Origin of the sequence: Micromonospora sp. LOL_023, assembly GCF_048060115.1 — a bacterium.
GTDB lineage: Bacteria > Actinomycetota > Actinomycetes > Mycobacteriales > Micromonosporaceae > Micromonospora_E.
This window is the reverse complement of record NZ_JBHMIM010000097.1, coordinates 1-13,665: the sequence shown is the minus strand read 5'-3', so window position 1 is coordinate 13,665 and position 13,665 is coordinate 1. Positions and strand designations below refer to the sequence as shown.

Sequence of the window (13,665 nt, the reverse complement as noted above, 5' to 3'; positions counted from 1 at the left end):
GCCGGCACAGCCCAGCGCGCCGGCACAGCCCAGCGCGCCGGCACAGCCCAGCGCGCCGGCACAGCCCAGCGCGCCGGCACAGCCCAGCGAGCCGGCACAGCCCAGCGAGCCGGCACAGCCAGACAAGGTGCCGGTCCTGGCCGCGGCGGACGGGTCGCCGCCGGAGCCGGTTTGGGAGGCATCCGCGGCAAGCGAGCCGTCGTCCGCTGTCCCGACCACGACCGGCACCACGTCGGCAGCGCCGCCGACGGTGGTGGAGCCGGCGGAGGTCGTGGACTCGCCATCGGCTGAGCCGGCGGAGTCCGCGCCAGCGGTGCCGACGCCCCCGCCCATGGGGTCACGGCGGAGCCGGACGCTCCTGATCACCGCTGCGATCATCGGCGCGTTTCTGCTGGTGGGCGGCACCTCGGTCGCCGTACTCCGGCCCGGGCCGGTCGCCGGCTGGTTGGGTCTGGCACCGCCCAGCCCCACTCCGAGCGCCGCCGCCGCCGATCCGACGCCGGGTCCGGTGCTGGCCGGGCTGGCTGTGGACACCCCGGTGCCGACCACTCAAGGGCTGACCACGGCGCTCAACGAAGTGACCGCCGGTTCCGGGCTCGGCGGCCGGCTGCACATCTCCGTTCAGGACATGGCGACCGGGACGGTGCTGTTCAGCCAGGACCCGAGCACGATGGCCATGCCCGCGTCCACCACCAAGATCGTCACTGCGGTTACGGTGCTGGCCGCCACCGGGCCGGCGCATCAGATCGCCACCCGGGTGGTCGCTGGCGCGCAACCGGGCGAAGTGGTGCTGGTCGGCGGCGGTGACCCGACGCTGGCCATCGACGGGGCCGGCTTCTACTCCGGTGCCGCCCGACTCGACGAACTGGCTGAGGCGACCCGCGCGGCGCTCGGCGGAACCACGCCGACCAAGGTGACGATCGACGCGTCGCTCTTCTCCGGCCCGGCGTTCGGGCCCGGCTGGGACGACGACATCCCTACCGGCGGCTACGCGGCCGCGATCACCGCGTTGATGATCGACGGTGGCCGGATCAACCCCAAGGCGAGCAAGGGCTGGGCACAACGGGCCGCCGCACCGGACCTGGCCGCCGGGCGGGCCTTCGCCCGTGCGTTGGGTTTGCCGGCGGAGGCGGTCGGCACCGCACCCGCCGGCTACGCCGAACAACTCGCCGGGTCGACGGGACGACCCACCGGTAGCACCGGCGCGGTCGCCAACCCGGCGGCCTCGTCGCAGCCGGTTTCGTCGGAACCGACTGTGGCCGCCACGGAGCAGCCGATTCCCGGCGCCGAACTCGCCCGGGTCGAATCCCCGCCGATGATCAGCCTGGTGGAGACGATGTTGTCGGAGAGCGACAACGTCGTGGCGGAGGCGCTCGCCCGGCAGGTCGCGATCGCGCAGGGGGAGCCGGCTTCGTTCGCCGGAGCGGCCGCCGCGATGGATGTCGTACTGACGGATCTGGGTCTGCCGGCCGAGCAGATTGACCTGTCCGACGGCAGTGGGTTGTCCCGGACCAACCGGTTGACGGCCGGACTGCTCACCGGACTGACCGTACTGGCCGGCAGCGGCAGCAGACCCGAGCTGGCCGGGCTGTTCTCCGGACTGCCGGTCGCGGCGTGGTCCGGCACCTTGCAGGGCCGGTATCAGGCGACGGCCGGGCCGCAGCGGGCCGGTGCGGGCGTGGTGCGGGCCAAGACCGGAACACTGTCCGGGGTAAATTCGTTGGCGGGTACGGTGACCACCGCCGATGGTCGGCTCCTCGCGTTCGCGGTGCTGGCCGACGCGGTGCCGTCGGCTCCCGATCAGGCACAGGCCGCCCTCGACCGGATCGCCGCGACCTTGGCGAGCTGCGGCTGCCGCTGACCAGGACATGATCATCAGGGTCGACGAGCGTTCCGCGGGTACGGTGGGTGGCATGGCGCAGTTCGTGGACTGGGATCTGGCCGCCGCTACCGCCGGCGCGCTGAGTAAGTCGGGCCCGAAGGCATCTCTCGACGAGGCGACCGAGGTCGTCAACGACCTCCGCCGGCTGACCGACGAAGCAGCCGGGCACGTGATCGCGTACACCGGTCTGCGGGCGCAGGTCACCCACCCGCCGGTGCGGGTGGTGGACCGCCGAGACTGGGCCGCGGCCAACATCGCCGGACTGCGCGACGTGATCACCCCGCTGGTCTCGCGAGCCGCCGGCGACAGACAGCCGGGGGCGCTCACCGACGCGATCGGGTCCCGGGTGACCGGGGTACAGGCCGGGACGGTCCTGGGCTACCTGTCCGGCCGGGTGCTCGGCCAGTACGAGGTCTTCTCCGGTGACCCCGGCCAGTTGCTGCTGGTCGCCCCGAACATCGTCGAGATCGAGCGGAAACTGCAGGCCGACCCGCGTGACTTCCGGCTCTGGGTCTGTCTGCACGAGGTGACCCACCGGACCCAGTTCACCGCGGTCCCGTGGATGCGCGGGCACTTCCTCGGTCAGGTGCAGGCCTTCGTCGACGCGTCGCAGGCCGGCGGCGACAACTTCGTCGACCGGGTCCGGCGCGGGGTCGGCACGCTCGCCGAGTCGATCCGCGATCCGCAGAGCCGAGCCAGCGTGCTCGACATCGTGCAGACACCGGCGCAGCGTGCCGTACTGGACCGGCTGACTGCGCTGATGACGCTGCTCGAAGGGCATGCCGAATTCGTGATGGACGGTGTCGGGCCGGAGGTCATCCCGACGGTGGAGCAGATCCGGGCCGGTTTCAACCGGCGCCGGGAGGCCGGCAACCCGCTGGAGAAGGCGATCCGTCGACTGCTCGGGGTCGAAGTCAAGATGCGTCAGTACGCCGAGGGCCGCAAGTTCGTGCACGGGGTCGTGGAGCGGGTCGGCATGGCCGGGTTCAACAAGATCTTCGACTCGCCGCTGACCCTGCCCCGGCTCGCAGAACTCGGCGACCCGGACGCGTGGGTGTCCCGGGTGCATGGCCCGGTCTCCGGCTCGCCGCCGACCGGCGCCTGATCCGCCGGTGGCCAGGCTCGCTCCCGAGGTCGCCGCGCTGCGGGTGGCCGTACGCCGGGCGTTGGTCCCCTACGCCGGTCGGACCGTGCTGGTGGCGTGCTCCGGCGGGCCCGACTCACTCGCCCTGGCCGCCACCGTCGCGTTCGTCGCCGCCCGAAGTGGCGTCACCGCCGGTCTGATCACCGTCGACCACCGGCTGCAGGCGGGATCCGCCGAGCAGGCTCGCCGGGTGGCCGACTGGGCGTCGGCGGTCGGGTTCGAACCGGTCGAGGTGGTGTCGGTGTCGGTTGGCCGGTCCGGCGGCCCGGAGGCGGCGGCCCGGTCCGCCCGCTACACCGCCCTGACCGACGCGGCGCACCGGTACGGTGCCGACGCCGTACTGCTCGGTCACACCCGTGACGACCAGGCCGAGACCGTGCTGCTGGCGTTGGCCCGGGGCGCCGGCCCGGCGGGTCTGTCCGGGATGCCCGTGACGCGGGAACTCTCCGGAGTGGTGCTGCTGCGACCGTTGCTGGCGGTCAGCCGGGAACAGACCAGGGCGGCCTGCGCGGCGCTCGGGCTGGACTGGTGGACCGATCCGCACAACGTCGACCCGGCCTATGCCCGTGCCCGGGTCCGGTCCGACGTACTGCCGGTGCTGGTCGCCGCGCTCGGCCCAGCGGTGGTGGCGAACCTGGCCCGGACCGCCGACCTGGTCGCCGCCGACAACGCCACGCTGGACGCGCTGGCGGTCGCGGCCCTCGAACAGGCGCGGACCGATACCGGCGGGGTGTCCGTCGCGGTTCTCGCCGGCCAGCCGGCGGCGGTCCGGACCAGGGCGTTGCACCGGTGGGCCCGCGAGCTCGGTGCGCCGGGCGGCGCGCTGGCGCACCGGCACGTCGAGGCGCTGGACGCCCTGGTGACGGCCTGGCGCGGGCAGCAGGCGGTCCACCTGCCCGGCGGGATCGAGGTGAGCCGTCGCGCCGGCGTACTCGCGGCACCCGGTGCCGACCCGTCCGGCGGCGGTCAGCCGGTCCGGACGGAGCCTACGCCGACCGGTCCTACGCCGACCGGCCCGGCCGGGGCCGGCCCGACGCCGGCTGGCTCGATCTCGTCTACGTCCACCCGGGACCGGTCGCGAAACGTGTTGCGATAGGCCAGCGGGGTCGTGCCCACCCGCCGGTTGAAGTGGTGGCGCAGCGTGGCGGCATCGCCGAAGCCGCACCGTCGGGCGACCACGTCCACGCCGAGGTTGGTCTCCTCCAGCAGTTGCCGGGCGAGTAGCACCCGCTGCCCGGTGAGCCATTCGTGAGCGGTGGTGCCGGTTTCGGCGCGGAAGCGGCGGGCGAACGTACGCGGGGCCATGTGCGCCCGGGCGGCCAGCTCGTCGACGTTCACCGTGACGTCGAGGTTGGCCTGCATCCAGTTGAGGACGGGCTCCAGGGTGGCGGCCGTCGGGCTGACCGGGATGGGTGTCTCGATGTACTGCGCCTGGCCGCCGTCACGGTGCGGCGGCACCACCATCCGGCGGGCGAGCTTGGTGGCCAGTGCCGAGCCGTGTTCCTGGCGTACCAGGTGCAGGCAAGCGTCGATGCCGGCGGCCGTGCCGGCGCTGGTGAGCACGTTGCCGTCGTGGACGTAGAGCGAGTTGCACTGGACCCGGGCGTTCGGGTACCGGCGGGCCAGCTCGTCGGCGTACTTCCAATGGGTGGTGCACTCGCGGCCGTCGAGCAGGCCGGCGGCGCCGAGCACGAAGGCGCCCGAGCAGACGCTGAGCAGGGTGGCGCCGCGCCGGTCGGCGGCGCGTAGCGCGGCCAGGACGGCCGGCGGCACGGTGGGGCGGGTGGTGGCGGCGGGGACGGCGACCAGGTCGGCGTCGCCGACCGGCCCGAGGTCGGCGGTCGGGACGACGGCGAACCCGGAGGTGCTGCGGACCGGGGCACCGTCGACGGTGCAGACGTCGAAGCGGTAGCCGGGGAAGCCGTCCGCGGTGCGGTCCAGACCGAAGACCTCGCAGACCACCCCGAGCTCGAACGCTGCCACGCCATCGAGCGCGATCACCGCGACGGTACGGATCATGCGGCCCAGTCTAGCCCGACGATGGCAGAAAATCGATTAACAGTGGCATTGCTGCCACTGTCGGCGAGTGTCCGCCGCTCGCACACTGGTGTACAGACGTCCGGTGCGCACCGGCGGCAGACCCACCACCCACTAGCTCGAAGGTGACCGCCGCCATGGAACTACTCGTCGTTGTATCGATCATCATTTTGTTGGCCGCCGCCTCCGCGGCCGGTCTGACCCGCGACAGCCGCGACTCGGCGGACTGGCGACCGAGCCAGGACGGATACCGCCGGCCCCCATCAGGCACCGACGGCCGCGGCTAGCGCCGGCCCGAGTGACGGACGGCCAGCGGGATGCGGCAGGCTTAGGGCATGGCTGACGGCTCCTGGTACGACGCCGACATCGACCACGTGATCATCACCGAGGAACAGATCCGCGAGAAGACCGCCGAGCTCGCCAAGCAGGTCGCCACCGACTACGTCGACGTCGACGGTGGGCTGCTGCTGGTCTGCGTACTCAAGGGCGCGGTCATGTTCATGGCCGACTTCGCCCGGGCGCTCGGTCGGCAGGGCCCGCCGGTCGAGTTGGAGTTCATGGCGGTGTCCTCGTACGGACACGGCACCACCTCCTCCGGCGTGGTGCGGATCCTCAAGGATCTGGAGCGGGACATCGCCGGCCGGCACGTGCTGGTGGTCGAGGACATCATCGACTCCGGCCTGACCCTGTCCTGGCTACTGAAGTACCTGGAGTCACGGTCCGCGGCGAGCGTCGAGGTCGTCGCCCTGTTCCGCAAGCCGGAGGCGGTCAAGGTGCCGATCCCGGTGCAGTACGTCGGCTTCGACATCCCGACCGAGTTCGTGGTCGGCTACGGCCTCGACTTCGCCGAGCGGTACCGCGAGCTGCCGTACGTCGGGGTGCTCAAGCCCGAGGTGTACGCCCGCTGAGCGGCCAGTTGGCCACCTCGGCGGGAAGACTCGCCTGGACGTCCAGGCCGCTTTCAGTAAACAGCGCTACGGTGTTCGGTGGTGCGGACGAACGACCGCATCAGCGTGGGGCCAACGTCGCGGAAGCGGCCAGTATCGGGCCGGGCGGGCCGGCTGACCGGGCTCGCGGACGCGCACCACGCCCCCACGGTGTACCTTCGAATGACCGTGGCGCGCGGTTGGCGCCTCGGGGTCGCTAACCAGACGGTCAGAATGTCGATCAGGAGGGTCCGGGCGCTGCGGCGCTCGACAAACGTATGGAACGTACGCGTTTCTTCCGCCGGCCGGTGGTCTGGATCATCCTGGTGATCATCGGTGCGATTGCGCTCAGCTCCTTCTTCACCAACGGCCCCAGCTACCACAAGGTGGACACCTCTGTGGCGCTGGAGCGACTGGAGCAGGGCGGGATCGACAAGGCGATATTCCAGGACCGGGAGCAGACGCTCCGCCTCGACCTCGCCGAGACCGAAACGTTCGGCGAGACCCAGACCGACCGGATCGAGGCACAGTTCCCGTACGAGGTCGGCGGTGAGATCTGGGCCGAGGTGCTGGCCGCCAAGGAGGCTGGGCGGGTCACCGGCCCGGCCGAGGCCGAGGTCTCGTCGGACAGCATCTTCATCACGCTGCTGGTGAACCTGCTGCCCATCGCGATCCTGGTGATCCTGCTGCTGCTGTTCATGTCGCAGATGCAGGGCGGCGGGTCCCGGGTGCTCAACTTCGGCAAGTCCAAGGCGAAGATGATCACCAAGGACACGCCGAAGACCACCTTCGCCGACGTCGCGGGCTCCGAGGAAGCTGTCGAAGAGCTGACGGAGATCAAGGACTTCCTGCAGAATCCGGCGAAGTACCAGGCCCTCGGTGCAAAGATTCCCAAGGGCGTGCTGCTGTTCGGCCCGCCGGGCACCGGTAAGACGCTGCTCGCCCGTGCGGTCGCCGGCGAGGCAGGGGTGCCGTTCTACTCGATCTCCGGCTCCGACTTCGTCGAGATGTTCGTCGGCGTCGGTGCCAGCCGGGTCCGTGACCTCTTCGAGCAGGCCAAGGCGAACGCGCCGGCGATCGTCTTCGTCGACGAGATCGACGCCGTCGGCCGGCACCGTGGCGCCGGCATGGGCGGCGGCCACGACGAGCGGGAACAGACCCTCAACCAGCTGCTGGTCGAGATGGACGGCTTCGACACCAAGGGCGGCGTGATCCTCATCGCGGCCACCAACCGGCCGGACATCCTGGACCCGGCGCTGCTGCGTCCCGGCCGGTTCGACCGGCAGATCCCGGTGGACGCCCCCGACATGGAGGGCCGCAAGTCCATCCTGCGGGTGCATGCCCGGGGCAAGCCGTTCGCCCCGGACGTCGACCTGGACGCGGTGGCCCGCCGTACCCCCGGGTTCAGCGGTGCCGACCTGGCCAACGTGATCAACGAGGCGGCGTTGCTGACCGCCCGCCAGGACGCCCGGGCCATCACCAACGAAGCCCTGGAGGAGTCGATCGACCGAGTGGTCGCCGGCCCGCAGCGGCGGACCCGGGTGATGGGCGACAAGGAAAAGAAGATCACCGCCTATCACGAGGGCGGTCACGCCCTGGTCGCCTGGGCGCTGCCGCACGCCGCCCCGGTGCACAAGGTGACCATCCTGTCCCGTGGTCGTTCCCTCGGCCACACCCTGGTGCTGCCGACCGAGGACAAGTACACCCAGACCCGCGCCGAGATGATCGACACCCTGGCGTACGCCCTCGGTGGCCGGGCCGCCGAGGAACTGGTCTTCCACGAGCCCACCACCGGCGCCGGCAACGACATCGAGAAGGCCAGCGCGTTGGCCCGCGCGATGGTGACCCAGTACGGCATGAGCGCCAAGCTCGGTGCCGTCAAGTACGGCACCAGCGGCGACGAGCCGTTCCTCGGCCGCACGATGGGCCACGAGCGGGACTACTCCGACACCGTGGCCGCCGAGATCGACGGCGAGGTGCGGGCCCTCATCGAGCTGGCGCACGACGAAGCCTGGGAGATCCTCGTCGAGTACCGCGACATCCTCGACAACATGGTCCTGGAGCTGATGGAGCGGGAGACCCTCTCCACCGCCGACATGGCCAGGATCTGCGAGCGGGTGGTCAAGCGGCCGCCCATGGCACCGTTCAACGGCTTCGGCAAGCGGCTGCCATCGACGGAGCCGCCGGTGCTCACTCCGGCCGAGAAGGAGAACCTCGGCCGCGAGGCCGCCGCCGACGGAGCTCAGGCAGTCGTCGGCGGTGGCATGTCCGCCAACTCGGACGGCACCTCCTGAACAGCTCGAGTCAGTCCAGCGCGTCGTCGACCGAACCGGACGACGACGCGCTGGACTATCTGGCCGCCCGCCTGATCAACGGCAAGCTCAACGGCACCCCGGTCGAACGCTCCGTCGATCTGCCCCGGATCGAACACGCCGTACGGGAGATCCTGATCGCCGTCGGCGAAGACCCGGACCGGGACGGGCTACAGCAGACGCCGGCCCGGGTGGCCCGGGCGTACGCCGAGCTGTTGGCCGGGCTGCGGGCCGACGCCGCCCAGGTGCTCACCACCACCTTCGAGGCCGACCACGACGAGTTGGTGCTGGTCCGCGACATCGAGGTGATGTCGCTGTGCGAGCACCACATGCTGCCGTTCCGGGGAGTCGCGCACATCGGGTACATCCCGGGCAGCACCGGGCGGATCACCGGCCTGTCGAAGCTGGCCCGCCTCGTCGAGGTCTACGCCCGCCGGCTGCAGGTTCAGGAGCGGCTGACCTCGCAGATCGCCGACATGCTGATGAGCCGGCTGGAGCCGCGCGGAGTGGTCACCGTGCTGGACTGCGAGCACATGTGCATGGCCATGCGGGGCATCCGCAAGGCCGGGGCCAGGACAATCACCTCCGCCGTACGCGGCGTCTTCCAGCGCGACGCCAAGTCCCGCGCCGAGGCGATGAGCCTGATCATCCACGGCTGACGAGGGCGGCCACCGCCAGCACACCGGCCAGCAGCAGCGGGGCCGCGCAGGCCAGGATGCCGACCAGCGGTGTCCGGTCGACACGCTGGCCGGGCACGGCGAACACGAAGCCCACCGCCAACCAGCCGATCCCGAACGCGGCCAGCGGCATGATCAGACCGCAGCTGAGTACGTAGCCGAGCGGGGCGCTGACGCCGGCCGCGATGAACAGGGCGACCTGAATCAGCAGCACGATCACCGCGAACGGCCCGTAGACCAGCAGGTTGCGCAGCCACACCGGGAACCCGCCCGGCGCCAACGGCCCGGCCGCCTGGCCGAGCGACTGCCCGGCCAGGGTCGCGGTCGCGGCTGATATCTCGGCCGCGGCCCGGTCGATCGCGGACTGACGGGCCGGATCACCGCCGGCCTGGATCGCCGCCCGCCGCGCGGCCACCTCGGACTGCGGCGGGTCGAGCGTGGCCGCTGGTACGCCGAGCGCGAGCAACTGGTGCCGTTGGGCGGCGAGCCGGTCGCGTACGTGGGCCGGATCACCGGCCGGGCCCGCTGCCGGGCGGGCCGTGAGCGGTGGTTGGCGCAGCCGGGCGAGTCGGCGGGCCGCCGCCGTGTACTCGGCCCAGTCGCCGGAGTCGGTCGGCGTCACGCCGCCTCCCTTCCCGTGCCGGGCACCGCCGCGCGACGAAACGGCACGAAGACGGTGTGCCGGTCGGTCTGACCGTCGTACAGCAGGCCCCGCTGGTGACGTGGCTGCCACTGGGGCAGCCGATCGGCAAGCCCGGGCATCCCGGTCACCGGCCGGTCGAGCAGGACGAGTCCGGCGATCAACTCCGGGCTGGGGCCGAGGAAGGCAGTGAAGGGAGCCGCCTGCTGCCAGCAGGAGAGCAGATGGATGCCCCGGCCCGGCCCGGAGTCCAGCAGGTTGCGCAGCCGGGCGGCGGCTGGCCCACCGAGTTCGAGCACGTCGGCCGTTGCGACTATCAGGTAGGCCGGCCCGGTCTCCTCGCCCAGGGTGCGCAGGATGTCGAGGTCGACCAACTCGGTGGGCTGCCGGCCCTCGATCAGGTCGGTCAGCGCGGCCAGCTGCGACCGGTCGTGCTCGCCGAAGGAGACGAACAGCATGCGGGCCGAGCCGGGTGGATGGTGCGCCGCCAGGCTGAGCACCGCCGTGGCCAGCAGGTCAGCCGTCAGGTCGCGGGAACCGAAGATGGCGAGGTGGCGCCCGGGGGCACGTTCGAACCGGAACTCCGCCGACCGTTGCGGCACCTCGACGGCCTGCCCGAGCAGGCAGCTCGGCGGCTCGGTCGGACCGGCCAGCGCCTGCCGGTAGCCGGCATGCAAGGCCAGGTCGGGCTGGCGGTACCCGGCGAAGACCTGCGGCGGTCGGGTTTCGGTGTCCCGGTGGGACCAGATCTGCTGACGCAGCCGCGTCAGCCCGGGCAGATCGGCGTACGGGTCCGGGAAGTTGACGGTGCGTTCGTGTCCGCGGATGGCTCCCCGAGGCCCGCCCAGGCCGCCTGCGGTGTTGACGACCGCGCTGCCCACCGGCAGCCCGACCGCCGAGTCGTTGTTCGGCTCCAGCAGCCAGTCCCCACCGGGCAGCGCCACCCGTACCGGGAACTGGGTCAACAGTGACTCGTTGTGCCGCCAACCGTCCCCGTCGACGTCGCCCCGCCGATCGCCGCCACCGGTGTCGGCGACCAGCAGGTGGACGCCGCAGCCGCGGCCGGCTCTGGCGACGCGTTCCAGCAGCTCGGCGGCCTCGGCGGCGGTACCCGTACCCGGATCGAGCAGTGGTGCCGGATCCTTGAGCACCCCGAGGATCCGGCCGATCCCGGCGGCCGTGGCGAGCTCGGTGAACTTGCTGGTGCCGTTGCGGCCGGCCAGCCAGGTGCGCCGGTCGACCTCGGCGGCGAGCAACCGCAGCACGGACAGCGCGTACTCCGGGTCGGCCTCGGCCCCGGCGGTGGCCACGTGCGGCAGCCAGGACGGGTCCGCGTCGGTGGGCAACACACTGGCGAATGACTCGCCGGGCGACAGATCCACCAGGTGTACGGCGAGATCGGCCGGCCGGTGCCGGACCGCGAGCCCGTACAGGATGGTGACCACGAACTCGTCCACGCCCGACCCCGGCTGCCCCGCGACCAGCCAGTGCGGGGTGATGTCGTTGAACCTGAGCACCACCTGCCGGTGGCCGTCGAAGCCGGCACCGGCGGCCAGGCCCGCCGTGGCGGACTCCGTCCACAGCTGCGTCGTCGGGTCGGGAAGCAACTCGGCCAGCGGCGGGCGTCCGCCGGCGTCGGCTGCCGCCACCAGCTCGGCACCGACCCGGTCGATCAGCTGCTGGGGTGGTCCGGCGTCCAGGTACGCCGGTGCGCTCAGCCCGCCCGGCCGCCCGGCTGCCGCCGCCGACGGGTCGCTGAAGGAGTCCCCGGGTGGGTCACCGATCAGGACGTGCGGATTCCTCAGCCGTACGACCGTGCTGCGTGGCAGTTCGGTGCGGGTCTGTTCCGGAGTCAACGGCGGCGGTGGCCACCCCGCGACGACCAGATGCAGGCCGTGTTCGGGACCGGCCTGGGCGAGTCGGTCGATCCGCCCGAGATCGCCGCCATCGGTCGACTCCGGCAGTGAGGCGATCAGCAACAGCATGAAGCGTCCCTGCCGGTGGTGCCGGGTCACCGTCGGGCGGGCCGGCCGGATCCACTGCTCGGCCTCGGCCAACGCGGCGCGTAGACCGGTGAGTTCGGTGGCCGCCGGGCGGAGCACCCCGCCGTCGATCAGCCGTTGGAACGGCGCGAGGACGCCTTGGCGGTTCGTTTCGATGCCGTCCACCGTCCGCACGACCAGCCGGCGTTGTGGTACGGCGGCCAACAGCCGCAGCAGCGTGGCGCGGAGCAGCCCGGCCACCCGCTGGTCCCGTACGTCGCCGTCGATTGCCAGATGACCGGTGCCGAGAAATGGCACGAGGACCGGGAACCGGGCGTCGTCGAGTGGCTGCGCGATCCCGATCCGCAGGTAGCCGGTGGGTTCCAGACCGCCGATCGGCATGGCGGGGGTCTGCGCGTCCAGCGGCGCGCCCCACCAGCCGGGTGCCAGCCGCGCCGCGAGGCTGCGGAGCTGTTCGGCGATCTCGTGCTGGCTCGTGTCGATGCCTCCGCCGGCCGGGGCGGGGTGCCCGGCCGGCCCGAGCGCGGCGAGGGCGGTGGCGGCGGAGCGGTGCAGCGCGGCGGCGCGGTCCAGAGCCGTGCCCATCTCGACCACCTGCCTACCACTTGACTGGACGCCCTAGGTTCGGGCGCCGGTTGAGTTCAGACCTGAGACGGTATCCCAGCCGGCTGACGACCGGCGGCCGACGGCCGACGTTTGGCGATTCATCAGTACTCACCTGGTACTTCGCCGGATATGTGACCAATCAGGACGCCGGTCGGCTATTCAGTCTCATGTTGGAGACGGATACTGTCGAAGGGTGGAACAGACGCAACCGGCGACCCCCGTACGCCGGGGCTGGGTGCCCCGGCAGCGGACCGCTCCCGGCGTCATGCCACCGCCGGTCGTTCCGCCCGGCCGCCGGTTGCGCCTGGCGCTGGCGCTGGCCGCCGGCATCACCGCGTTGCTCTGTCTCGGCGGCGCCGGTGTCGCCTTCGTGTTCTACGCCAACGTCACCACCCCGGATCGGGGCACCCCGCAGAGCGCGGTACGCGGCTACCTGGTGGCCTACCTCTACCATCGTGACGACGTCCAGGCCGCGACCTATGTCTGTGCGGAACCGGATCTTTCGGGGATCGAGCAGCTGCGGTCCAGTGTCCTCGCCTACGAGGAGCGCGCCAACGTGCGCGGTGTGGTGCAGGTGCTCGGGGTCACCGTCCAGGCGGAGTCGGCCGCAGAGGCGGTGGTGGTCGCGACCATCCACCGGACGCTGCCGTCCGGGTCCACCAACTACCGGTTCTCGGACGAGTGGCGCTTCACCGCTGTCGACGAGGGTGGTTGGCGCGTCTGTGGGGCGGGGAAGCTGGAGTGAGCCGGCGCGGCTACTCGACCCACACCAGGTGGACCGGGATCTCCACCGACTCCGGCGGCCGGCCTGTCCAGATCCAGCGATACCAGTCGACCTCCGGCATCGCCCGCAGGACGATGTCGCCGTCCGTTCCGGTGTGTAGCTCGGTCACGGCGCGCAGGTCGCGGCGCTCCTGACCGTCCTTCATCTGCACCAGGCGGCGGCCGGTCAGCGGGCCCGCGTCGACGGCCGGGGTGGGAAATCGGCTCGTCGGTGCGTCCAGGGAGACCAGCCGGGACAGGACGTCGTCCCGGGTCGGTGCGGTTTGCGTCTCATCCGGACGCTCCACCCATACCCGATCGATCGGCACCAGCGGCGCGAACACCTCGACCTGCTCCGCCTCTGCCCGGTACCACTCCTGTTCCGGCAACACCGGCACGTAGGTGCGGCTGTTCTGGACGATCTTGTTGTCGCTGCGTAGCTCCCCGCGCCAGCCGGTGCCGGGCAGGCCGATCAGCACCCGTCGACCGTGCAGCTGCGCCTCGGTGACCGCCGGCACCAGCGCCAGCGGTCGCGGCGGTCGGGGTGCCCAGTCGGGCTGGTCGGCGAAGGGGTCCGGCATCGGTTCCCGGGTCAACGTAGGTCACCGTTACCTCTCAGTGGGCTTTAGTGAGCGCACGGTTGGTAGTCCTGCCTTGCGGTAGGACGGTCCCGGTC

9 protein-coding genes and 3 pseudogenes are annotated in these 13,665 nt (G+C 71.8%); 7 read left to right on the top strand and 5 right to left on the bottom strand.

Features of this window, described 5'->3' with window-relative positions:
• A pseudogene (locus tag ACFHVL_RS29790) lies at window positions 1–333 on the bottom strand (hypothetical protein); the annotation flags it as partial.
• Between ACFHVL_RS29790 and dacB the strand changes: the two are divergent.
• The 3 genes and pseudogenes from dacB to tilS all read left to right on the top strand — a co-directional run.
• Window positions 332–1,861, top strand: a complete 1,530-nt coding sequence (gene dacB, locus ACFHVL_RS29785; protein ID WP_416631857.1) for a D-alanyl-D-alanine carboxypeptidase/D-alanyl-D-alanine-endopeptidase — start codon at window positions 332–334, stop codon at window positions 1,859–1,861. The pseudogene ACFHVL_RS29790 and the gene dacB sit on opposite strands and share 2 nt — an antisense overlap.
• 52 nt (window positions 1,862–1,913) lie before the next feature.
• Entirely contained in the window at window positions 1,914–2,987 is a 1,074-nt protein-coding gene (locus ACFHVL_RS29780; protein WP_416631856.1) for a zinc-dependent metalloprotease, read from the top strand.
• A 7-nt stretch (window positions 2,988–2,994) separates the two neighbouring features.
• Window positions 2,995–3,975 (top strand): annotated as a pseudogene (tilS, locus tag ACFHVL_RS29775) (tRNA lysidine(34) synthetase TilS); the annotation flags it as partial.
• A 119-nt stretch (window positions 3,976–4,094) separates the two neighbouring features.
• On the opposite strand, the pseudogene ACFHVL_RS29770 reads toward tilS, so the two are convergent.
• Window positions 4,095–5,045, bottom strand: a pseudogene (locus ACFHVL_RS29770) (GlxA family transcriptional regulator); the annotation flags it as partial.
• 353 nt (window positions 5,046–5,398) lie between these two features.
• On the opposite strand from ACFHVL_RS29770, the gene hpt reads away from it, so the two are divergent.
• From hpt to folE, 3 genes are all read left to right on the top strand, one after another.
• Window positions 5,399–5,971, top strand: coding sequence for a hypoxanthine phosphoribosyltransferase (hpt, locus tag ACFHVL_RS29765; protein WP_416631855.1), 573 nt, complete (start codon window positions 5,399–5,401; stop codon window positions 5,969–5,971).
• A gap of 296 nt (window positions 5,972–6,267) precedes the next feature.
• Window positions 6,268–8,283 (top strand): ATP-dependent zinc metalloprotease FtsH, encoded by a 2,016-nt coding sequence (gene ftsH, locus ACFHVL_RS29760; RefSeq protein WP_416631853.1) that lies wholly within the window; start codon window positions 6,268–6,270, stop codon window positions 8,281–8,283.
• 59 nt (window positions 8,284–8,342) lie between these two features.
• On the top strand, window positions 8,343–8,960 hold the full coding sequence (folE, locus tag ACFHVL_RS29755) for a GTP cyclohydrolase I FolE (RefSeq protein ID WP_416631859.1): 618 nt from the start codon (window positions 8,343–8,345) through the stop codon (window positions 8,958–8,960).
• Here folE and ACFHVL_RS29750 read toward each other — a convergent pair.
• Both ACFHVL_RS29750 and ACFHVL_RS29745 read right to left on the bottom strand, forming a co-directional pair.
• Window positions 8,947–9,600, bottom strand: coding sequence for a hypothetical protein (locus tag ACFHVL_RS29750; RefSeq protein ID WP_416631852.1), 654 nt, complete (start codon window positions 9,598–9,600; stop codon window positions 8,947–8,949). The genes folE and ACFHVL_RS29750 overlap by 14 nt on opposite strands.
• Complete coding sequence (locus ACFHVL_RS29745) at window positions 9,597–12,206, bottom strand: FtsK/SpoIIIE domain-containing protein (protein ID WP_416631851.1); 2,610 nt, start codon at window positions 12,204–12,206, stop codon at window positions 9,597–9,599. The genes ACFHVL_RS29750 and ACFHVL_RS29745 overlap by 4 nt, the downstream gene beginning before the upstream one ends.
• Window positions 12,207–12,420: 214 nt before the next feature.
• Here ACFHVL_RS29745 and ACFHVL_RS29740 point away from each other — a divergent pair, with 214 nt between their 5' ends.
• Window positions 12,421–12,972, top strand: a complete 552-nt coding sequence (locus tag ACFHVL_RS29740) for a hypothetical protein (RefSeq protein WP_416631850.1) — start codon at window positions 12,421–12,423, stop codon at window positions 12,970–12,972.
• A 10-nt stretch (window positions 12,973–12,982) separates the two neighbouring features.
• On the opposite strand, the gene ACFHVL_RS29735 is transcribed toward ACFHVL_RS29740, so the two are convergent.
• Window positions 12,983–13,570, bottom strand: coding sequence for a hypothetical protein (locus ACFHVL_RS29735; RefSeq protein ID WP_416631858.1), 588 nt, complete (start codon window positions 13,568–13,570; stop codon window positions 12,983–12,985).
• Between the last annotated feature and the right edge of the window lie 95 nt (window positions 13,571–13,665).

What these genes read in the sequence shown, in the direction of transcription:
- dacB (WP_416631857.1), top strand. Translation starts at nt 332, where the DNA reads ATGGGGTCACGGCGGAGCCGGACGCTCCTGATCACCGCTGCGATCATC.
- ACFHVL_RS29780 (WP_416631856.1), top strand. Translation starts at nt 1,914, where the DNA reads ATGGCGCAGTTCGTGGACTGGGATCTGGCCGCCGCTACCGCCGGCGCG.
- hpt (WP_416631855.1), top strand. Translation starts at nt 5,399, where the DNA reads ATGGCTGACGGCTCCTGGTACGACGCCGACATCGACCACGTGATCATC.
- ftsH (WP_416631853.1), top strand. Translation starts at nt 6,268, where the DNA reads ATGGAACGTACGCGTTTCTTCCGCCGGCCGGTGGTCTGGATCATCCTG.
- ACFHVL_RS29745 (WP_416631851.1), bottom strand. Translation starts at nt 12,206, where the DNA reads ATGGGCACGGCTCTGGACCGCGCCGCCGCGCTGCACCGCTCCGCCGCC.
- ACFHVL_RS29735 (WP_416631858.1), bottom strand. Translation starts at nt 13,570, where the DNA reads ATGCCGGACCCCTTCGCCGACCAGCCCGACTGGGCACCCCGACCGCCG.